16 protein-coding genes are annotated in these 20,143 nt (G+C 69.2%); 8 read left to right on the top strand and 8 right to left on the bottom strand.

Annotated elements, in window-relative coordinates; translation table 11 throughout:
• The first annotated feature begins 96 nt into the window (after window positions 1-96).
• Window positions 97-1,650 (top strand): sensor histidine kinase KdpD, encoded by a 1,554-nt coding sequence (locus FA90_RS24990; protein WP_051971702.1) that lies wholly within the window; start codon window positions 97-99, stop codon window positions 1,648-1,650.
• A gap of 50 nt (window positions 1,651-1,700) precedes the next feature.
• On the opposite strand, the gene FA90_RS10690 is transcribed toward FA90_RS24990, so the two are convergent.
• From FA90_RS10690 to ribA, 4 genes are all read right to left on the bottom strand, one after another.
• Window positions 1,701-2,465, bottom strand: coding sequence for a sulfite exporter TauE/SafE family protein (locus FA90_RS10690; protein WP_036168598.1), 765 nt, complete (start codon window positions 2,463-2,465; stop codon window positions 1,701-1,703).
• Window positions 2,466-2,560: 95 nt separating this feature from the next.
• Window positions 2,561-3,541, bottom strand: coding sequence for an FHA domain-containing protein (locus tag FA90_RS10685; RefSeq protein WP_036168596.1), 981 nt, complete (start codon window positions 3,539-3,541; stop codon window positions 2,561-2,563).
• On the bottom strand, window positions 3,538-4,956 hold the full coding sequence (locus tag FA90_RS10680) for a serine protease (RefSeq protein ID WP_081933780.1): 1,419 nt from the start codon (window positions 4,954-4,956) through the stop codon (window positions 3,538-3,540). The genes FA90_RS10685 and FA90_RS10680 overlap by 4 nt, the downstream gene beginning before the upstream one ends.
• 195 nt (window positions 4,957-5,151) lie before the next feature.
• Window positions 5,152-5,805, bottom strand: coding sequence for a GTP cyclohydrolase II (gene ribA / locus FA90_RS10675; protein ID WP_036168594.1), 654 nt, complete (start codon window positions 5,803-5,805; stop codon window positions 5,152-5,154).
• Window positions 5,806-5,992: 187 nt separating this feature from the next.
• On the opposite strand from ribA, the gene FA90_RS10670 reads away from it, so the two are divergent.
• Complete coding sequence (locus tag FA90_RS10670) at window positions 5,993-8,323, top strand: ATP-binding protein (protein ID WP_051971701.1); 2,331 nt, start codon at window positions 5,993-5,995, stop codon at window positions 8,321-8,323.
• A 219-nt stretch (window positions 8,324-8,542) separates the two neighbouring features.
• Here the strand turns inward: FA90_RS10670 and FA90_RS10665 are convergent, their stop codons facing one another.
• From FA90_RS10665 to FA90_RS10655, 3 genes are all read right to left on the bottom strand, one after another.
• Window positions 8,543-8,926 carry a response regulator transcription factor gene (locus FA90_RS10665; protein ID WP_036168592.1) on the bottom strand — a complete coding sequence of 128 codons (384 nt, stop codon included), beginning with the start codon at window positions 8,924-8,926 and terminating at the stop codon, window positions 8,543-8,545.
• Between the two features lie 167 nt (window positions 8,927-9,093).
• Window positions 9,094-9,792, bottom strand: a complete 699-nt coding sequence (locus FA90_RS10660; protein WP_036168590.1) for a pirin family protein — start codon at window positions 9,790-9,792, stop codon at window positions 9,094-9,096.
• A 120-nt stretch (window positions 9,793-9,912) separates the two neighbouring features.
• Window positions 9,913-10,131: a DUF3820 family protein gene (locus FA90_RS10655; protein ID WP_036168588.1), complete on the bottom strand. Its 219-nt coding sequence runs from the start codon at window positions 10,129-10,131 to the stop codon at window positions 9,913-9,915.
• Window positions 10,132-10,230: 99 nt separating this feature from the next.
• On the opposite strand from FA90_RS10655, the gene FA90_RS10650 reads away from it, so the two are divergent.
• On the top strand, window positions 10,231-10,653 hold the full coding sequence (locus FA90_RS10650) for a DUF1810 domain-containing protein (protein ID WP_036168587.1): 423 nt from the start codon (window positions 10,231-10,233) through the stop codon (window positions 10,651-10,653).
• Here the strand turns inward: FA90_RS10650 and FA90_RS10645 are convergent.
• The gene (locus tag FA90_RS10645) at window positions 10,650-12,578 is read right to left on the bottom strand and encodes a nitrogen regulation protein NR(II) (RefSeq protein WP_051971700.1); all 1,929 of its coding nucleotides are present in this window, start codon (window positions 12,576-12,578) and stop codon (window positions 10,650-10,652) included. The two genes, FA90_RS10650 and FA90_RS10645, sit on opposite strands and share 4 nt — an antisense overlap.
• A 207-nt stretch (window positions 12,579-12,785) precedes the next feature.
• On the opposite strand from FA90_RS10645, the gene FA90_RS10640 reads away from it, so the two are divergent.
• The 5 genes from FA90_RS10640 to FA90_RS10620 all read left to right on the top strand — a co-directional run bounded on the left by FA90_RS10640 (window position 12,786) and on the right by FA90_RS10620 (window position 20,135).
• Window positions 12,786-14,417 carry an NYN domain-containing protein gene (locus FA90_RS10640; protein ID WP_036168585.1) on the top strand — a complete coding sequence of 544 codons (1,632 nt, stop codon included), beginning with the start codon at window positions 12,786-12,788 and terminating at the stop codon, window positions 14,415-14,417.
• A 165-nt stretch (window positions 14,418-14,582) separates the two neighbouring features.
• Window positions 14,583-15,035, top strand: a complete 453-nt coding sequence (locus FA90_RS10635; RefSeq protein WP_036168584.1) for a hypothetical protein — start codon at window positions 14,583-14,585, stop codon at window positions 15,033-15,035.
• Window positions 15,036-15,129: 94 nt separating this feature from the next.
• A complete protein-coding gene (locus FA90_RS10630; RefSeq protein WP_051971699.1) occupies window positions 15,130-16,599 on the top strand; it encodes a sodium:solute symporter in 1,470 nt (489 codons plus the stop codon).
• Window positions 16,596-18,488 (top strand): signal peptide peptidase SppA, encoded by a 1,893-nt coding sequence (sppA, locus tag FA90_RS10625; RefSeq protein ID WP_036168583.1) that lies wholly within the window; start codon window positions 16,596-16,598, stop codon window positions 18,486-18,488. The genes FA90_RS10630 and sppA overlap by 4 nt, the downstream gene beginning before the upstream one ends.
• A gap of 312 nt (window positions 18,489-18,800) precedes the next feature.
• A complete protein-coding gene (locus FA90_RS10620) occupies window positions 18,801-20,135 on the top strand; it encodes an efflux RND transporter periplasmic adaptor subunit (protein WP_051971698.1) in 1,335 nt (444 codons plus the stop codon).
• The last annotated feature ends 8 nt before the right edge of the window (window positions 20,136-20,143 follow it).

Genomic DNA, 20,143 nt, shown 5'->3' with positions numbered 1-20,143 from the left:
TGACTTGTCAAAATGAAACAGTTGTAACGGAGCGCGCCGCTTGGCGGACCCGGCCATTACAATGCCTTATTGATATCAAACACGCGACCGACCGCCTTGACCCCGTCACGCATCACCCTGTCCGTATTTTGCGTCGCCACCTGCGTGGTCATCGCCGCGCTCAGCGCGCTGGGCTGGGTGACCGGGGACGACACGCTGACGTCGGTGCAGCCGGGCCTGCCGGCCATGGTGCCGATGACGGCCGCGCTGATGGTGGCGGCCGGCGCGGCCATCCTGCGCCAGACGCGCGGCAGGACGGCGCGCAGCGGAGCGCTGCTGCTGGTCGCGATCGCGGCGCTGCTGCTGCTGTGCCATTCGCTGATCCACGCGCACCGTCACCTGCCTGGCCTGGCGTGGATCGACCTGAACAAGCTGACCTCGCCGGTGACGGCATCGATGTTCCTGATGACCGGGGCCAGCCTGCTGTGCGGCGGGCTGTTGCGGCGCGTGCAGGCGGGGCAGTGGCTGGCGCTGGCGGTGCTGATGCTGGCGCTGCTGACGCTGGCCAGCTACGCCTTCCGCGACACCGCGCTGTACGCGTTGTTGCCGGCGCGGGGCACCTCGGTGCTGACCACGTTCTCGTTCATGCTGCTGGCGATCGCGCTGCTGGGGCTGCGGCCGCACGAGGGCATGATGGCGGCCGTTGGCGGGTCGGACGCCGGCGCCCGCATCGTGCGGCGCCTGCTGCTGTCGGCGCTGGCCCTGCCGGTGCTGCTCGGCCTGGCCTGCGGGATCGCGCTGGACCTGGAGCGGATCGACGTCACCACGGCGATCGCTTGCCTGGCATGGGGCATGATCGCGCTGTTCACCGCCGTGGTCTGGCAAGCCGCCGTGCTGCTGTACCGCGAGGAAGAGGCGCGCCGCGAGGCCGAGCGCGCACGCGAAAGCGCGCTCGCCGCGCTGCGCCAGGCCGACGCCAACAAGGACGATTTCCTTGCCCTGATCGCGCACGAGCTGCGCAATCCGCTGGCGCCGATCGGCGCGGCGGCCGACCTGCTGCGCATGCAAGGCGACGCCGACCCGGCCCGGGTGCGCCGCGCCGGCGAGATCATCGGCCGCCAGGTTGCCAACATGACGCACCTGATCGAGGACCTGCTGGACCTGTCGCGCGTGTCGCGCGGCCTGCTCGCGCTCGATGCCGAACCGGTCGACCTGCATGCCGCCGTGTGCGACGCGGTGGAGCAGGCCAGGCCCCAGGTCGAGCGCCGCCGGCACCGGCTCGAAACCGAACTGGGGGCGCTGCACCCGATGGTCTCGGGCGACCACAAGCGCCTGGTGCAGGTGGTCGCCAACCTGCTGGGCAACGCGGCCAAGTACACGCCCGAGGGCGGACGCATCCACCTCGCCTTGCGCGTGCACGCGGAGCGCGGCGAAGCCCAGGTGCGGGTCGAGGATAACGGGATCGGCATCGACCCGGCCCTGCTGCCGCACGTGTTCGACAGCTTCATGCAGGGCAGCCGCAGCGCCGGCCGCGCCGAGGGCGGACTGGGCCTCGGCCTGGCCCTGGTCAAGCGCCTGGCCGAGCTGCACGGCGGCAGCGTCGCCGCGTTCAGCGCCGGGCCCGGGCAGGGCAGCTGCTTCGTGCTGACGCTGCCGTGCGGCACGGCGTGAGTTTTGGCATGAGTCTCGGGTGATCGATGCCGCTTTGCCCTCCAGTGCACTCAGCGCAGCAGCGCGGGCGCATAGGCCTTGACGAAAAACGCCAGCGTGATGGCGGCCGTGGCCAGCAGCGTGAGCGCGCGGATGACGCCCGGCGGCGTACGCCGTCCGACATGGGCGCCGCCGAAGCCCCCCAGCACGGCGCCGGCCAGCATCGCCAGCGTCTGCGGCCAGCGCACCGCGCCCGCCGCGACGAAGGCCAGCACCGCCACCGCGTTCGCGGCGCTGACCATCAGCGTGCGCGGGGCGTTCAGGTGCTTGATGTCGCGCGGCTCGAACAGCCCCCACAGCGCCATCATCATGATCCCGACCGCGCCGCCGAAATAGCCGCCGTAGATCCCGAGCAGGAATTGGAGCGCCAGCACCGCGTGCGCGTGGATGCGCACGCGCGCGCGCAAGGCCGCGCCGATGCGCCGTCCGAAGGCGAGCGCGATCGACGCCACCAGCAGCAGCCAGGGCAACACGATCGCGAAGCTCGAGGCCGACGTGCGCAGCAACAGCAGCGCCCCGGCCAGGCCGCCGCACAGCGTCGCGGCCAGCAGCGCGCGCAGCGGCACGGCGCCGACCGGCTGCAGGCCGTCGCGGTAGGCCCAGGCGCTGGCCAGGCCGCCGGGGAACAGCGCGACGGTGCTCGACGTGTTCGCCAAAACCGGCGGCACCCCGGCGGCGATCAGCGCCGGCAGCGTCACGAACGAGCCGCCGCCGGCCAGCGCATTCATCGCCCCGGCCAGCATGCCCGCGCAGAAAACCACGATCATCGTATCCATGCAACCATGGTAGTGGCGGGCCGGGGCGGGCGCAATCGGGCATGTCCGGTGCGAGACGCCGGCAATCCCGCATCCACCGGGCTGGGCCCGGGACCTCAGTCCTCGATCTCATCCTCGCCCGGCTTGCGCCCGCGCGAGCGGTCGAGCGACTCCTTCATCCCCTCGACTTCGCGCATGAACTGGTCGACGCCCTTGTCCTGGCTGACGCGCAGTTGCGGCGGCATCAGCGTGGCCATGTAGAGCTCATCCGAAAAGCGCCCGGTGCGCTGGACGTTGGCGGTGAGGATCAGGACCGAGCCGAGCACCGCCAGGCCGGTACAGATCCAGCGGTAGCGGCGCCGGTTGGGCGGCTTGATGGTGCACAGGTGGAAGTAGATGGTGGCCGCCACCAGCACGGTCGCCACGTGCGAGGCGTAATGCGTGAACGCTTCGAGCGAGAACGCGTAGCCCAGGGTCGACGCCAGCAGCGCGTAGCCGCCCAGTGCGACCACGCCGCAGCCGATGATGAACAGATGCCGCCCAAGGCGCGCGTGGCGCCCGAACAGGCGGTTGGCGAAGGCCCAGGCGCCGCTCCACAGCAGGGCCGCGCCGATGCCCCAGGCCACCGCCTCGACGTAGCGCACGTATTCGAAGTAGCCGGTGTCGGCGATCCAGCGCGCGAACAGCGAAAACAGGCCGATCAGCAGCGCGCCGGCCGCGCCCGGCAGCACGCCTTCCCAGCCGTGCAAGGTGCGGTCCGCCAGTTCCGGCGCGACCGCGAAGGCGGCCGGGCGGACCCGGATCGAGGTGTGCCCGATGCGCACCACGGTGTCGCCCGCCAGGGACACGCTGGCCTGGCGCTTGCCCTTGTGGACGATGCCGTTCATGCTGCCGAGGTCGCGCAGCACCGGCTGGCCGGCGGCGCCGGTCTCGCCCACCCACTCGACCACGGCATGGCGCGCGGCGGCGTAGTCGTCGTCGAGGATGAAGTCGTTGTCGTAGCCACGTCCGATGCGGATCGGCAGGGCGTCGACGCGATGGCGCTGCAGCACGTCGCCGCTGCGCGCCAGGATCTCGATGAACCAGGGGCCGTTCATTTGCGTCCCCCGGCGCGTGCGCCTTTCACCTGCACCCGTCCCAGGGCGGACAAAAAGGCGCGCGTGGCGCGCAGGCCGTTGTCGTAGGAGACGCCGGCCAGGTCGAGCCGGCTTTGCAGGCTGGCGTGGTCGTCGTCGGTGCTCGCGCTGAGCAGCGTAAAGTTGTACAGGCCGGCGAACTTGCGGTAGGCGCGCACGCAGGTGACGGCGCGCAGCGGCAAGGTCGCGGTCTGCACGAACTGCTCGGTGCAGCTCGGGCGCGTCAGGCGAGTGTCGCGCGCGGAGCCGAGCCGGTCGACGCGGAACTGGCTGCTGGCCAGGAAGGCGAACTGCAGCGGCGCCATGGTGGTGGAGCGCAGGTACTGGTGCGTCATCGAGACGTGGCCGGTCTGCTGGGTGTCGGAGACGTAGATCGCCGCTTCCATCGCGCAGCTGACCGAGTCGGCCGTGTACTCGGCCTCGAGACGGAAGTTCGAGCGTCCCCAGCAGCGCAACTGCTGCGATTCGCGCACCGGCACGCGGTACGGCCCCATGCTCTTGATCGTGAGCGGCTCGGCGAGCAGGCGGTCGATCATCTCGCGCTGGTGCGCCAGCAGCTGCTGGCCGATCAGCGGATTGAAGTTTTTCGGCGGGTGGCCCTGAACGGCGACGCGGCGCAGCAGCTCCTGGGCGTACTTGACCGGCACCAGGAAGCTGACCAGTTCGCCGTCGCGGCGCTTGGAGACGTTGACGCCGGCGACGATGCCGGCCGCGGTGACGCTCGGCCCGCCGCTCATGCCCGAGTTGATCGGGCCGGTGAAGATCAGCTGGTCGTAGAAGCTCCGCGTGATGACGCCGTTGTACGCGCCTTCCGAGATCGCAAAGCCGAGGTCGAGCGGGTTGCCGAGCGAGTACAGGTACTGGCCCTGGGTCAGCCTGACCGGCGTGTCCGGCACCTGGAAGAAGCCGCTGCCCGCGCGGTCGACGCGCACCACGGCCAGGTCGTGCAGCACGTCGACCGCCAGCAGCTCGACCGGACCGGTCTTGCCGTCGGTATCGATGTATTCGGCGGCGTAGACGGCGGGGTCGAGCGCCATCTGCGAGACGACGTGGTAGTTGGTCAGCACCAGGTTGCCGGTGCCGACCAAAAAGCCCGAACCGACCGTCGACTGGCTGCGGCCGTTCTTGAGGATCATGCGGATCTGCAGCAGGTCGCCCTTGGCGGCCGAGTACAGCTGCTGGGCGGCGGACGAGGGCGTGGGCAGGGTCGCGGTCTCGTCGGTCTCGCCGGGTCCGGGCGCGGGCAGGGTGGTGGCGGGCGGGGTGGCCGGCGGGGTCACCAGCGGCGCCGGCGGCGTTTGCGGCGGCGCGTTCGCGCGGGCGAGCGCACCAGCACCGGCACCAGCAAGCATGGGCGCCTGCGCGCGAGCAGTCATGTGTGCGCTCGTGTTCCTGGCAACGGCGGCGACCGCGCCCCCGTGGGTGGCGGCGGTGTCGGATGCGGCGAACGCAACAGCGGCGGCGCCTGCGAGCAGTACAGCGGCAATCGCCGCGCCAATCGGCAAGACGCGCATTGTATTCCCGGCAAGAGGGCAACCCGCCTATCTTGCCAGATTACGGCCAGGGCTGTTTTACAGTTCGCCGTCGAGCGCCGGTTCGGCGTCGGTTTGCGGGCTCATCATGTGGCCCAGCTTGGCCTGCTTGGTGTTCAGGTAGCTGTTGTTGTAGGCGTTGCGGTTGACCAGCAGCGGCACGCGGCCGGCCACGTCGATGCCGATCTTTTCCAGCGCCGCGATCTTGCGCGGGTTGTTGGTCATCAGGCGCACCGCCTTGACGCCGAACTGGGCCAGCATCGGCTGCACCAGTTCGTAGTTGCGGGCGTCGGCGTGAAAGCCCAGCTGCAGGTTGGCCTCGACCGTGTCGGCGCCGGCTTCCTGCAGGCGGTAGGCGCGGATCTTGTTGACCAGGCCGATGCCGCGGCCTTCCTGGCGCAGGTAGAGCAGCACGCCGCGGCCCTCGGCGGCGATGCGCTGCAGGGCGGTCTCTAGCTGGGCGCCGCAATCGCAGCGCTGCGAGAACATCACGTCGCCGGTCAGGCATTCGGAGTGGATGCGCGCCAGCGGCGGTTCGCCTTCGGACAGGTCGCCCAGGGTCATGGCCAGGTGCTCTTTACCGGTCGAATGCTCGACGAAGGCGTGCAGGGTGAACTGCGCCCAGGGCGTCGGCAGCGAACACGAGGTGACGTAATCGACCAGGTTGGATGGCGCGGTGGCGTTGTCTTGCATGACGTTGTTTCCCGAAACGATGCGTGATGTAAAGCGTGAGTTTACCGGAAATTGGACATGGCCGTGCGAAACCGCCCCGTGGCGACCTGGTCACAGCCTGCACCATTTTGTTCGAAATAGTTCCTCGCTGCACTATTGCTGTGCTACGCTCCTCCCATCGCACCAGGTTTCGATTTTGCTGAATTTTATGCCGATCCGATTGTCCACGCCCTTGCTTCCGCCGCTTCCCGCGCTGCCGCGCCGGTTGCGGCCGCGCGCCCTGGGCGCCTGGCTGGCGCTGGCCTTCACCCTGCTGTCCATCGTGCTGACCCTGCTGCTGGTCGGCGTCATCGAGCGCAAGGCCACCGAGCAGGTCAAGTCGAGCATCGGCAACGGCCTGGCCGAGCTGGCGCTGCAGACCTCGGACAAGCTCGAGCGCGGCATGTTCGAGCGCTACCGCGAAGTCGGCCTGCTGGCCCAGCGCCTGAGCGCACGTACGGACCTGGCGCCGGGCCAGCGCCGCGCCACCCTCGAGCAACTCCAGAGCGGCTTCGGCTTCTACAGCTGGATCGGCGTGGCCGGCCTGGACGGCAGGGTCGAGGTCGCGGCCCACGGTTTGCTGGAAGGCGTGGACGTGTCCGGCAGGCCATGGTTCGGCCGGGCGCTGCGCGGCCAGCACGTCGGCGACGTGCACGACGCCATGCTCCTGGCCGGCAAGCTGCCGCGCCAGGCCGAGCCGTGGCGCTTCGTCGACATCGCCTTTCCGCTGCTGGACGGCGCCGGCCGCCCGGGCAGCGTCCTGGGTGTGCACATGTCCTGGGAATGGGCGCGCGACATCGAGCGCTCGGTGATGGCCGGGCTGGGCGGCGGGGCCGGCGCCGAAGCGCTGATCGTCGACAGCCACGGCGACGTGCTGCTCGGTCCGGCGGACGTGGCCGGCAAGCGCCTGACGCTGGCCAGCCTGGACGCCGCGCGCAGGCAGCAGGATGGCGGCTATCTGGTCGAACGATGGCCGGACGGCGCAACCTACCTGGTCGGCTTCGCGCGCGGGCGCGGGCACGCCGGCTACCCGGGCCTGGGCTGGACGGTGCTGGTGCGCCAGGACATCGACGAGGCCTATGCGCCGGCGCGCCGGCTGCGCAACGACGGCCTGGCCGCGGGCGTGCTGCTGGCCGCGCTGTTCTCGCTGGCCGGGGTGGTGGTGGCGCGCCGTATCACCCGGCCGCTGCACGCGCTGGCCGGGGCGGCCCAGCGCATCCGCGCCGGCGAGACCGCCGCCATCGCGCCGCAGCGCGCCAGCTACGAGGAAGTCGACGCGCTCTCGGCGACCCTGGAAACGCTGCTGGCCGACCAGGTACAGCGCCGGCGCGAGCTGGAAGAGCTGAACGCGACGCTGGAGCGGCGCGTGACCGAGCGCACCCACGAGCTCGAGCGCGCGCTGGCGACGGTGCGCGCCGGCAAGCAGCGCCTCCGGAGCGTCGTCGAGACCGCGCAGGAAGCCTACGTCGGCGTCGACATGGAGGGCAGGGTGGTCGAATGGAACAGCGCCGCGCAGCAGCTGCTGGGCTGGACCCGCGACGAGATCGTCGGCCGGCCGGTCGGCCTGGTGATCCCCGAGCGCTTTCGCGATTCAGAGCGGCGCGCGCGCCTGCGTTTCATCGACACCGGCGCGATGTCGCTGCTGGACGGGCGCGTCGAACGGGTGCTGCTCACGCGCGCGGGCGCGGAGGTGCCGGTGGAGGTCAGCACCGGCCTGGCCGGCACCGGCGAAGGCCTGTTCTTCAGCGTATTCCTGCACGATATCTCGGCGCGCAAGCGGGTCGAGCGCATGAAGGAAGAGTTCATCGCCACCGTCTCGCACGAGCTGCGCACGCCCTTGACCTCGATCAGCGCCTCGTTGGCCTTGCTGGCCGACGGCATGGCGGGCGAACTGCCGTCCGGCGCGCGCGGCCTCGTCGACGTCGCCGATGCCAGCTCGAAGCGCCTGGTGCGCCTGGTCAGCGACGTGCTCGACCTGCAGAAGATCGAAGCCGGGCAGATGGACGTGCGGCGCGAGGTCCAGCCCTTGCTGCCGGTAACGCAAGGCGCGCTGGAGACGATGGCGGGCTTCGCCGGCCAGGCCGCGGTCACGCTGGTCTGCCATGCAGAGCCCGGCGCAGAGCGCTTGCGCGCCGCGATCGACCGCGACCGCATCACCCAGGTGCTGACCAACCTGGTGTCGAACGCGGTCAAGTTTTCGCGCCGCGGCGGGACCGTCACGCTGGCGCTGGAAGGGCACGATGGCTGGGTGCGCATCGCGGTAAGCGACCAGGGCGCCGGCATCCCCGAGCATTTCCGCGCGCGCGTGTTCCACCGCTTCGCCCAGGCCGACGGCGCCGATTCGCGCCGCCAGGGCGGCACCGGACTGGGCCTGTCGATCTGCAAGAGCATCGTCGAGGAGCACGGCGGCCGCATCCGCTTCGACAGCGTGCACGGACAGGGCACCACCTTCTACGTCGAGCTCCCGGCCGCCGAGGTGTCGACCGGGACCCAAGGGTAAAAACGATCGTGGTGTGGACGTACGACCAGTCCGACGCAGCGACGGGCGGTTAAATACCCATTGTGACCCCTTGTGACGGCCTGGAGTGTCCCAAACTGCAATTACGACAGCGATGCTGTCGCGTGAATGTGTCTCCATCTCAGTGATCGGCTGAGTATTTCGCCGCCGGCGCGCAAGCCCCGGCGGCTTTTTTTGCGCGGTGCCGTCGTGCCCGGCGCTTCAGCCGGCCGGATCGAGGTAGCGGCGCAGCCGGGCCAGCAGTTCCTGTGGCTGGAAGGGCTTGATGATGAAGTCGCTGGCGCCGGCGTCGAGCGCGCGCACGGTGTCGCGCTCGGTGTTTTTGGCCGTCAGCATCAGCACCGGCGTGCTTTCCCAGCCGGCCTGGGCGCGGATCAGCTCAAGGATATCGAAGCCGTCGACGTAGGGCAGCATCACGTCCAGCAGCACCAGGTCGGGCGCGCTCCGGCCCAGCACCTGCTGGACCGCGGCGCGGCCGTCGGCGGCGTGGATGACGCGCCAGCCCTGGTGTTCGAGAATGAACACCAGGACGTGGGCGATGTGGACGTCGTCCTCGACGACCAGGACGGAGGGTTGTGCGCGCATGATGTGAAGTGAGATGCGGTCAAAAGTTGCTCCAAGGATTTATTATAACCCTGGCGTTCACAGTTTCCCGCGTTGCTGTCGCTTCGCGGCGACGCTCTGGCGTCACGGTCTTCACGCGCACCGGCGCGCCAGGCAGCTCAGGGCGGCTCAGCGCAGCTTCGTGCGGCTCACGGCAGGTCGAACAGCAGCAGCTCGGCCGCCTCGGCCTGGTCGATCACGATCTTGTCGATGGCGCTGATCTTGAGCGCATCGCCATCCTTGAGCGGCACCCCGTTGACGCTGGCGTCGCCGCGGATCACGTGCACGTAGGCGCGGCGCGCCGGGTCCAGCGCATGCTCGACGCGCTCGCCTTCGTCGAGGATGCTGGCGTAGATCGAGGCGTTCTGGTGGATCGTCACCGAACCGTCGCGGCCGTCGCGCGAGGCGATCAGGCGCAGCGTGCCGCGCTTGCTGGCTTCGTCGAAGTGCTTTTCCTCGTAGCTGGGCGCGATGGCGCGGGTGTCCGGCTGGATCCAGATCTGCAGGAAATGCACCGGCTCCGCCTGCGAACCGTTGAACTCGCTATGGCGCACGCCGCTGCCGGCGCTCATGCGCTGGACGTCGCCGTAGTGCAGCACCGAGCCGGTGCCGATGCTGTCTTTGTGCTCGAGCGCGCCTTCCAGCACGTACGAGATGATTTCCATGTCGCGGTGGCCGTGGGTGCCGAAACCCGCGCCCGGCGCGACGCGGTCTTCGTTGATCACCAGCAGCGGACCGAAGCCGGTGTGGCGCGGATCGTAGTAGTCGGCGAAGGAAAAGGTGTGGCGGCTTTCCAGCCAGCCGTGGTGGGCGGCGCCCCGTTCTTCGCTGCGGCGAACTTCCATCATGATGCTCTCCTCGTTGTGCGCTTGTTGTCGATGAAGATCAGTATAGGCCGCCCGGCCCGGCAGGAAAAACGAGTTATTTGCCGGGCAAGCATCGAAAAAATCGAAGCCCCGGCCGGCCTGCTAGCGGCGCGGGCGCCTGAGCGGGTCGAGCAGACCGCGCAGGGCATTGTGGTCGAGTTCGTACATCAGTTCGAGCAGTTCGCCCAGCTCGCCCTTGGGAAAGCCTTCGCGCGCGAACCAGGCCAGGTAATGGCCGGGCAGCTCGGCGATCTTGTGCCCCTTGTACTTACCGAAGGGCATGTCGCGCTCCAGCAGGAGTTGAAGGTGTTCGGGTTTCATCGTGGCGCTATTGTAATGAAGGCGGCGAATCAAAACACGTCAAACCCGATGCGCGCGGTAGCATGCGATTTTTGGCTTGAATCGTAAAGGAAAGATCCGATGAACACCCATTTCGACCTCGAGCGCTTCGTCGAGGCCCAGCGCGGCGTCTACGAGACGGCGCTGGCCGAGCTGCGCGCCGGCCGCAAGCGCAGCCACTGGATGTGGTTCGTGTTCCCACAGATTGCCGGACTGGGGCGCAGCGAGATGGCGCAGCGCTACGCGATCCGCTCGGCCGACGAGGCCGCGGCCTACCTGGCGCATCCGGTGCTGGGCGCGCGCCTGCGCGAGAGCGCGGCCGCGGTGCTGGCGCACCAGGACCTGGACGTCGACACCATCTTCGGCGAGCCCGACAACATGAAGTTCCACTCGTCGATGACGCTGTTCGCCGACGTCGCGCCCGACGAGGCGCTGTTCCACGATTGCCTGGACCGCTTCTTCGACGGCGAGCCGGACGGCGCCACGCTCACGCGCCTGGCCTAGGCCTCGACGGCGCCTGCGGTCCGCTTCGCGCTCATGGCGCCGATGCGCCGGGCCAGCGCTTCGCTCATCAGGCCACGCAATGCGGCTTCGTCGTCGACCAGCAGCACGCGCATGCCGGTCTGCACCGGCGCGGCCGGCTGCGCGGCCGGCGCCTCGCGCGGCGCTGCGCCGCCATGATGGCGCGGCAAGACCAGATGGATGGTGGTGCCGCGCCCCGGCGCCGTGTCGAGCCATACGTGGCCGCCGGACTGGCGCGCGAGGCCGTAGATCATCGACAGGCCCAGGCCCGTGCCCTGGCCGATCGGCTTGGTCGTGAAGAAGGGGTCGAAGGCCTTGGCCGCGGTTTCCGGCGACATGCCACTGCCGCTGTCGGTCACGCTCAGCATCACGTAGTCGCCTTCGGCCAGGTCGTGCACGGCCGCCTGCTCGGCGCCGAATGCGACGTTGGCCATGCCGATGCGCAGCAAGCCGCCGTCGGGCATGGCGTCGCGTGCGTTGATGCACAGGTTGAGCAGGGCGTTCTCCAGCTGGTTGGGGTCGAACAGGATCGGCCACGCGCCCTGTGCGCGCGCGACTTCCAGCGCGATGGCCGGGCCCATGGTCCGGCGCAGCATGTCGAGCAGGTCGGCGACCAGGCGCTCGACGTCGGTCACGCCGGCATTGAGCGGCTGGCGGCGCGAGAACGCCAGCAGCCGGTGGGTCAGGGCGCCGGCGCGGCGCACGGCGCCCTGGGCAATGCCGATGAAGCGGTCGAGGTCGCGCAGTTCGCCGCTCCTGACGCGCAGCGCCAGCAATTCCAGGCTGCCGCTGATGCTGCCCAGCAGGTTGTTGAAGTCGTGCGCCAGCCCGCCGGTGAGCTGGCCGACCGCTTCCATCTTCTGGCTGTGGCGCAGCTTTTCCTCGGCTTCCAGCAGCGCGCTGGCGCGCGCGCGCTCCTCGGTGATGTCGCGTCCGACCGCCACGATCATGTTGTCGCTCTTGTTGGCGGTCCAGGAAAACCAGCGGTAGCTGCCGTCGCGGTGGCGGTAGCGGTTCTCGAAATTCGGCGCCAGCCGCCCGGTCGTGTCGAGGCTGGCTGCGCCCGCCAGCGAGGGCGCCAGGTCGTCCGGATGGATCAGGTCGAACAGGTTGCGTCCGGCCAGGTCGGACTCGGGCCAGCCCAGCGTGGCGGTCCAGGCCGGGTTGACCGCGGCGATGGACACGGCCGCCAGGCCGTCGTCGCGCAGCAGCGGCACGTTGAGCAGGGCGGTGATGCCGAGCGCATGCAGGGCGGCGGCCGAAGCGGCCGTGCGCGGGTCGGTGGCGACGTCGGCGATCGCCACGACGTGGCCGCGCAGCAGGTCGTCCAGGTACGAGCCATAGGTCGAGAAATGGTGAAGCCCGGCGATGCTGCTGATGTCGGCGCGGGCGCGCCACTCGGGCAGGACTTCGACGCTGGCGGCGGCCGCACCGGCGTCGAGCGCCAGCGCGATCCGCTGGTCGGAGCGGCGCAGGCTTTCCTCGGCCTGGGTGCGTTCGGTGACTTCGACCACGGTGGCCACGACGCCCTGGATGCGCCCGTCGCCGTAGGCCGGGCTGTAGATCAGGTCGAACCAGCCCTGCGCGGGAACGCCGTGGCGCTCGACCACGACCGGCTGGCGCGAAAAACTGCAGGTTTCGCCGCGCAGGACGCGTTGGTAGACCGGGCCGACGAAATCCTGCACTTCGGGCCAGGTGTCGCGGTTCGCCTGGCCCAGCGCGCGCGGATGGCGCGGGCCGCAGATCGCGGCATAGCGGTCGTTGTAGACCTGGATGAGATCGGGGCCCCACAGCACCGTCATCGCCTGCGGCGAATGGACGATCAGGTCGACCAGCGTGCGCAGCGATGCCGGCCATGCTTCGATCGGACCGAGCGGCGTCGCCGACCAGTCGTGGCCCCGGATCAAGGCGCCGGGTTCGCCCCGCCGGCGGGCCAGGCGGGCGCGATGGCGAGATGGGCGGCAGGTCGTGTTCGAAGGTGCGCATGGCGTCGTAAATACGGTGACAAAAGAAATATCGTATGTCAGTTCGCGCGCCGTGTCCGAAGTTGGCGAGGCGCATCGACATGTTGCGTATAATCCCCGGCTAGTCTGTCCACCAACCTACACAACAACATGGCTTCATCTTCAGAAAACATCAGCATGGCGGTGTTCTGCGACTTCGAGAACGTCGCGCTCGGCGTGCGCGATGCGAACTACGAAAAGTTCGACATCAAGCCGGTCCTCGAACGCCTTCTGCTCAAGGGCAGCATCGTCGTCAAGAAAGCCTATTGCGACTGGGACCGCTACAAGAGCTTCAAGGGCACGATGCACGAAGCGAATTTCGAGCTGATCGAAATCCCGCACGTGCGCCTGTCCGGCAAGAACTCGGCCGACATCCGCATGGTGGTGGACGCGCTCGACCTGTGCTACACCAAGGGCCACGTCGATACCTTCGTGATCGTCTCCGGCGACTCCGACTTTTCGCCACTGGTGTCCAAGCTGCGCGAGAACGCCAAGCGCGTGATCGGCGTCGGCGTCAAGAATTCGACCTCGGACCTGCTGGTCGCGAACTGCGACGAATTCATCTTCTACGACGACCTGGTGCGCGAACAGCGCCGCGCCGCCGCCAAGCGCGACGAGCGCAAGGCCCAGCCGTCGCAATCGTCGCAGAACAACCGCCGCCCATCGGACGAATCGAACCGCAAGCGCGAAGAGATGGAAACGCGCAAGCTGCAGGCGCTCGAGATGGTGGTCGAGACCTTCGACGCGCTGGTCTCGGAACGCGGCGACACCGGCAAGATCTGGGCCTCGCTGCTGAAGGACACCTTGAAGCGCCGCCGTCCGGACTTCAACGAGACCTATTTCGGCTTCCGCACCTTCGGCAACCTGCTGGAAGAAGCGCAGACGCGCGGCCTGTTCGAGTTCGGCCGCGACGAAAAGTCCGGCACCTACGTCTACCGCAATCCGAACCTGCAAGTCGAGCTGGCGGCGGCCGAGCCGCTGGCCGCTGCGCTGGACGCCGAGCCGCTGCAGGCCGGGCCGGAGCAGGGGGCGCCCGACGCCGCCGATGCGGCCGGCCTGGATGCTGGCATAGGCGCCGCCGACGCTGGCGCTGCGACCTCGGCGCCGGCACGCGAGCCGCGCGGCCGCGGCCGTGGCGGACGCGGACGCAAGGGCCGCGAGCAGGGCGCCGATGCCGCCCAAGGCAACGCCCAGTCCAGGGCGCAGGCGGCGCCGCTGGCGAGCGTCGATGCCGGCCCGGCGCCGACGCCGGACCTGGCCGAGCAGGAGCTGCCGGTGCCGGCGCCTGTGCTCGATACCGGCGCGGATGCGCTGGGAGCCGCGGCAGCAGAAGAGCCGCCTGCGGCCGACGCCGAGCCTGCCCCGGCGCCGGTGAAGGAACGCCGCCGCACTCCGCGTGCGCCGCGCAAGACCGCCGCCCGCAAGGATGCGGCGGCAGCGGCGGCGCCGGCGGGCGAGGGCGCGGCGGCAGCCGACGTCCCGTCTGAAGCGCCGGCCGCTGCGCCAACCGGAGCGCCAACCGAAGCGCCGGCCCCGGCGCCGCAAGCTCCGGCCACCGCCAACGCCGGTGAAGACGACGCGGCGGTCGCCACCGATGCCGCCGATGCCGCCGCGGATGCAGGCCAGGCCGCCAAGCCGGAGCGCAAGCAGGGTACGCGCCCTGCGCACAAGGCGCCGTCGCGCAAGGCCGCGCCGCGTCCGCGCCGTCCTGCCAAGCCGAAGACGCCGCCGGAGAATGGCTGAGTCCTGCGGCTGACCCGCGCGCCTGCGCATGCGGGCGCGTGCAGGCGCACCACCCGCGCACACACCGCGCGGGCGCTATGCCATAATGACAACGCCGGGGCGCCAGCGCGTCCCGCCGCTTACCGTCGTTGCCGTCATTGCCGTCCTCATTCCCGGAGACACGTCATGCGCCTGCCCGCCGTACGCACCTTGACCGCGCCGCTGCTGCTGTGCGCGACCCTGCTGCCGCTGCAGCAGGCCGCCGCCGCATCGTCGCTGCCGTCCGCCTCGCATCCGCTGCTCGGCATCTGGATGCTGAGCCTGCCGACCCTCGGCTGCGCCGAGACCTACCACTTCCGCGGCGACGGCACCACGCTGGTCAAGAGCGCCGGCGAGGTGTCCGAAAGCGAGTTCACCATCACCGAAAAGCCCAGCGCCAAGGGCTTCTATAAACTCGAGGACCGCATCGTCAAGGACAACGGCAAGCAGGACTGCTCGGGCGAAGTCATGAAGCCCGGCACCCGCGCCACCAACTACATCCGCTTCCACCCGTCGGGCGCGCGTTTCGTGATGTGCCGCGACGAGAGCATGCAGGCCTGCATCGGCCCGTTCGAGCGCAAGCCGGCCGAAGGGATCTGATTGCTTACGCGCAAGCATTGACATCCCCGGCGCGTGGTTGCGGCACGGCCTTCGGTGTATATTGCTGGGCGATCAGACAATATTTGGATTCTTGATGTCGCCGCTTCTGCTTTTCTGCATTCTCATCGCGTACTTCGCCCTGCTGCTCGGTGTCGCCTGGCTCACGGCGCGCAACGCCGACAACGATTCCTTCTTCATCGGTAACAAGAGCAGCAACTGGGTGCTGGTCGCCTTCGGCATGGTCGGCACCACGCTGTCGGGCGCCACGTTCATCAGCGTGCCGGGCGCGGTCGGCCACGACGGCTTCGGCTACCTGCAGATCATCGTGGGCTACGTGATCGGCTACATCGCCACCGTCTACCTGCTGCTGCCGCTGTACTACCGCCTCCGGCTGACCTCGATCTACCACTACCTCGACGTGCGCCTCGGCCCGCGCGCCTGCCGCTGCGGCGCCGGCTTCTTCATCCTGTCGCGCCTGTTCGGCGCCACCGCGCGCCTGTACCTGGTGGTGGCGGTGCTGCAGACCATCATCCTCGACAGCCTCGGGGTGCCGTTCTGGCTGACCACCTTCGTCGTGCTCGGCATGATCCTGCTGTACACCTACCAGGGCGGCGTCAAGACCATCGTCTGGACCGATACGCTGCAGACCACCTGCATGCTGGCCGGCCTGTTCGCCTGCGTCGCCTTCCTGTTGCACCAGCTCGGGCTGTCCGTGCCGCAAGCGCTGCAGCAGATGCATGCGAACGGCCTGGCGCGCGTGTTCGACCACGACGTCGACAGCGCCGGCTTCTGGGGCAAGCAGGTCCTGGCCGGCATCTTCATCGTGCTGACCATGACCGGCATGGACCAGGAGATGATGCAAAAGACCATTTCGGTGAAAACCTTGAAGGACTCGCAGAAGAATCTGCTGAGCCTGACCGCCGTGCTGGTGGTGGTGCTGTCCTCCTTCCTGTTCCTGGGCGGCCTGCTGACGCTGTACGCGCCGGCGGCCGGCATCGGCGCGACCGGCGACAAGCTGTTCCCGGCCGTGGTCATGGGCCACTTGCCGGGGGCGGTGCAGATCGTGTTCCTGATCGCGCTGATCTCGGCGCTGTTCCCGAGCGCGGACGGGGCGATCACGGCGCTGACCTCCACCTTCTGCATCGACATCCTCGGCATCCAGCGCCGCGACGATTTGTCGGAGGCGCGCAAGCTGCGCCTGCGGCGCCACGTGCACCTCGGTTTCGCCTTCCTGTTCCTGCTGCTGGTGCTGATGTTCAAGGCCATCGACGATCCGAGCATGATCGGCGTGATCCTCAAGCTGGCCGGCTACACCTACGGACCGCTGCTCGGCCTGTTCGCCTTCGGCATGATGACCCGGCGCGTGCCCGACGACCGCCTGGTGCCGTACGTGGCCATCGGCGCGCCGCTGCTGTGCGCGCTGCTCGACTTCAACCAGCGCGCGCTGCTGGGCAGCTACCGCGTCGGCCTGGAGCTGCTGATCCTGAATGGCGCGCTGGTGTTCGCCGGCCTGTTCGCTATTTCGCTCACCCCAACCTTTTCCAACCTGCCGGAGTCCCGATGACAACCAAGCCCAAGTCCACCCTGCGCCGTGGGATCGGCGCGCTCTGGCGCGGCCTCGACGCCACCCGCCGCTTCACCCTCAACCTGATCTTCCTGCTGGTCGTGATCGCGCTGCTGTGGGCGATCTTCGGCGGCGGGATCAAGCCGCTGCAGCCCAAGACCGCGCTGGTGCTCGACCTGAAGGGCGAGCTGGTCGAGGAGAGCGCCGGCAGCGTGCGCGATTCGCTGGTGGCCGGCCTGTCCGGCAACGCGATCAAGAAAGTCCAGCTGCGCGACGTGATCAACGGCCTCGACACCGCCGCCAGGGATGCCAACATCGGCAGCGTGGTGCTGCTGCTGGACGAGATGGACGGCGGCGGCCTGGCTTCGCTGCACGAGATCGGCGCCGCGATCGATCGCGTCAAGGCGGCCGGCAAGCCGGTGGTGGCCTGGGGCGGCAGCTACGACCAGAAGCGCTACCTGGTCGCATCCCACGCCAGCGAGGTCTACCTGCACCCGATGGGGATGGTGATGATCGAAGGCTTCGGCCACCACCGCAACTACTACCGCGACGCGCTCGACCGGATCGGCGTGACGGTCAACCTGATGAAGGTCGGCACCTACAAGAGCTTTGCCGAGCCGTACATCGGCAACGGTCCGTCGCAGGCCGCGCAGGAGGCCGACAGCTTCCTGTACAGCGCACTCTGGAACGGCTACACCGGCGACGTCGAAAAGGCGCGCAAGCTCCCGGCCGGCAGCATCGCCAAGGGCATCGACGAGCTGCCGCAGCGCATGGCCGCCGCCAACGGCAACGCCGCCAAGGTGGCGCTGGACTGGAAGCTGATCGACGGCATCAAGACGCGCGACGAAGTGCGCACCGAGATGGTCAAGCGCGGCGCCTGGGACGACGGCATCAAGAGCTTCCGCCAGGTGTCGCTGGCCGACTACGTCGGACGCAATCCGCCCAAGCTGCTGGGCGACGCGGTGGCGGTGATCGTGGCCGCCGGCGACATCACCGACGGCACCGGCGGTCCCGGCGTGGTGGGCGGCTTGACGACCGCCGCGCAGGTACGCGCCGCGCGCGAGGACAAGACCGTCAAGGCGATCGTCCTGCGCATCAATTCGCCGGGCGGCAGCGCCTACGGCGCCGAGCTGATCCGGCGCGAGCTGGAACTGGCGCGCGCCGCCGGCAAGCCGGTGGTGGCGTCGATGGGCGACGTCGCGGCCTCGGGCGGCTACTGGATCTCGATGGCCTCCGACGAAGTCATCGCCGACCCGTCCACGGTCACCGGCTCGATCGGCGTGTTCGCGATCCTGCCGACCGCCGACAAGGTCGCCGACAAGCTCGGCATCCACACCGCCGGCGTCACCACCACCTGGCTGGCCGATGCCTACAATCCGCTGCGCCCGCTCGACCCGCGCTTCGGCCAGCTGATCCAGTCCAGCATCGACAACGTCTACAACCAGTTCACCACCAAGGCCGCGATCGCGCGCCACACCACGCCGGCCAAGATCGACGCGGTCGGCCAGGGCCGCGTCTGGACCGGCGCGCAGGCCAAGGAACGCGGCCTGGTCGACAACCTGGGCAGCTACGGCGACGCGCTGCGTTCGGCCGCCAGGCGCGCCGGCCTGGGCAGCGACTTCCGCATTGCCTATTCCGAGCGCCCGACCAGCTTCGCCGGCCGCCTGCTCGAGCGCCTCGGCCTGTCGGACGCGATGGCGACGACGGTGCAGGTCAAGCTGGGCCTGCTGCCGGGCGTCGACGCCACGCTGCCGATCGACGCCCTGAGCGGTGGCGCGCTGGGTGGCGGCATGACCGGCGTGGCGCGCGACCTGGGCTGGCTGAGCCAGGTGGCGCAGCGGCGCGCGCCGTTCGCCGCGGTGACGCACTGCCTGTGCGAAGCGCCATGAGGTGAACTGGCGTTGAACCGCAGGCGTTAAGCGCGGTCAGCAGTTTGTAACAGCATGTAGTGCACATGCATATGCTTTGAAAACGGGTGCGGACGCGAGTTCGCGCCCGTTCTCACTTGGAACGTCCGCTTTCTTGATGTTAACGGTGTTAAACCGGGTAAAGGCGGATTTGCAACAGACGCGGCTGCAAGGCCTTTATGAAATATGAATATCCTCGTCTGTACGTTATGAAACAAAAATACCCGGCGGACCATGTTAAAGTTCCACGCTGCGTTTATTGTGCTTTTGAACACTCGGCCGCCAAGGACAAGCATGGATTCGACCGTCTCCCCAGATAAAGAAAAAACCACCACCACCCCGCAACGCACGCGCAGGTCGCGCATCATCGGCGCCATCGTCGCCATCCTGGCCATGGTCGGCCTGGGCGCACTGGCCTGGCACCTGACTCACCAGGCCCCGGCCGGCGGTCCCGGCGCCGGCGGGCGCGGGCAGGGCGGCGCCGGCGCGGGCCGCGGCGGTCCTGGCGGTCCGGGCGGACGCGGCGGCATGCCGCCCACCACGGTCGGCGTCGGCAAGGCCGAGCGCACCGACATTCCGGTCACCATCGAGGCGCTGGGCACCGTGACCCCGGCCGCGGTGGCCACCGTCCGTCCGCAGATCGGCGGCGTGCTGCAAAAGATCCAGTTCACCGAAGGCCAGCTGGTCAAGGAAGGCCAGGTGCTGGCCACGATCGACCCGCGTCCGGCCCAGCTGTCGCTGCTGCAGGCCACCGGCCAGCGCCAGCGCGACGAAGCCCAGCTGGAAACCGCGCGCGTCACGCTCGGCCGCTACCAGACCCTGCTGCAGCAGGACTCGATCGCGCGCCAGGACGTGGATACGCAAGCCGCGCTGGTCAAGCAGCTCGAAGGCGCGGTCACCACCGACAAGGCGGCCGAAGGCATCGCCCGCGTCAACCTCGGCTACACCCAGGTGCGCGCGCCGATCTCGGGCCGCGTCGGCCTGCGCACGGTCGACATCGGCAACCTGGTCTCGAGCGGCGACGCCAACGGCGTGGCCGTGATCACCCAGCAGTCGCCGATCGACGTCGAGTTCGCGGTGCCGCAGGACCACCTGCCGGAAGTCCAGCAGCGCGTCAACCAGAATGCCCAGCTGCCGGCGATCGCGCTGGACCGCACCCGCACCGACACCCTGGCCCAGGGCCGTTTCTTCGCGCTCGACAACCAGGTCGACACCCAGACCGGCACCGTGCGCGCCAAGGCCCGCTTCAACAACGAGAACGCCAGGCTGTTCCCGAGCCAGTTCGTGAACATCCGCCTGCAGGTCAACACCATCCAGAACGCCATCACGGTGCCGGTGACGGCGCTGCGCCACGGCGCCAACGGCGACTACGTCTACGTGCTCAATCCGCAGAACAAGACCGTCGCACTGCGCAACGTGACGCGCGGCCAGTCGACCGTCGACCGCGTCGAGGTCAAGACCGGCCTGCAGGGCGGCGAGACCGTGATCACCGAAGGCGCCGACCGCCTGAAGGACGGCGCCAAGGTGATGCTGCCGGGCGACCGGCCGCAGCAGCAGAACCACGAAGGCCAGCAAGGCGGCCAGCGCCATCAGCGCGGCCAGCAGCAGCGACAGGGCGGGGCGCAATGACGGCATCC

The sequence above is a fragment of the Massilia sp. 9096 genome (genome assembly GCF_000745265.1).
Classification (GTDB): domain Bacteria; phylum Pseudomonadota; class Gammaproteobacteria; order Burkholderiales; family Burkholderiaceae_D; genus Telluria.
This window is presented reverse-complemented; position numbering and strand designations above follow the sequence as displayed.

Bases quoted from the DNA above. Each gene is read 5' to 3' on its own strand.
- FA90_RS10690 (WP_036168598.1), bottom strand. From the start codon at position 2,465: ATGGATACGATGATCGTGGTTTTCTGCGCGGGCATGCTGGCCGGGGCG.
- FA90_RS10685 (WP_036168596.1), bottom strand. From the start codon at position 3,541: ATGAACGGCCCCTGGTTCATCGAGATCCTGGCGCGCAGCGGCGACGTG.
- FA90_RS10680 (WP_081933780.1), bottom strand. From the start codon at position 4,956: ATGACTGCTCGCGCGCAGGCGCCCATGCTTGCTGGTGCCGGTGCTGGT.
- ribA (WP_036168594.1), bottom strand. From the start codon at position 5,805: ATGCAAGACAACGCCACCGCGCCATCCAACCTGGTCGATTACGTCACC.
- FA90_RS10670 (WP_051971701.1), top strand. From the start codon at position 5,993: ATGCCGATCCGATTGTCCACGCCCTTGCTTCCGCCGCTTCCCGCGCTG.
- FA90_RS10665 (WP_036168592.1), bottom strand. From the start codon at position 8,926: ATGCGCGCACAACCCTCCGTCCTGGTCGTCGAGGACGACGTCCACATC.
- FA90_RS10660 (WP_036168590.1), bottom strand. From the start codon at position 9,792: ATGATGGAAGTTCGCCGCAGCGAAGAACGGGGCGCCGCCCACCACGGC.
- FA90_RS10655 (WP_036168588.1), bottom strand. From the start codon at position 10,131: ATGAAACCCGAACACCTTCAACTCCTGCTGGAGCGCGACATGCCCTTC.
- FA90_RS10650 (WP_036168587.1), top strand. From the start codon at position 10,231: ATGAACACCCATTTCGACCTCGAGCGCTTCGTCGAGGCCCAGCGCGGC.
- FA90_RS10640 (WP_036168585.1), top strand. From the start codon at position 12,786: ATGGCTTCATCTTCAGAAAACATCAGCATGGCGGTGTTCTGCGACTTC.
- FA90_RS10635 (WP_036168584.1), top strand. From the start codon at position 14,583: ATGCGCCTGCCCGCCGTACGCACCTTGACCGCGCCGCTGCTGCTGTGC.
- FA90_RS10630 (WP_051971699.1), top strand. From the start codon at position 15,130: ATGTCGCCGCTTCTGCTTTTCTGCATTCTCATCGCGTACTTCGCCCTG.
- sppA (WP_036168583.1), top strand. From the start codon at position 16,596: ATGACAACCAAGCCCAAGTCCACCCTGCGCCGTGGGATCGGCGCGCTC.
- FA90_RS10620 (WP_051971698.1), top strand. From the start codon at position 18,801: ATGGATTCGACCGTCTCCCCAGATAAAGAAAAAACCACCACCACCCCG.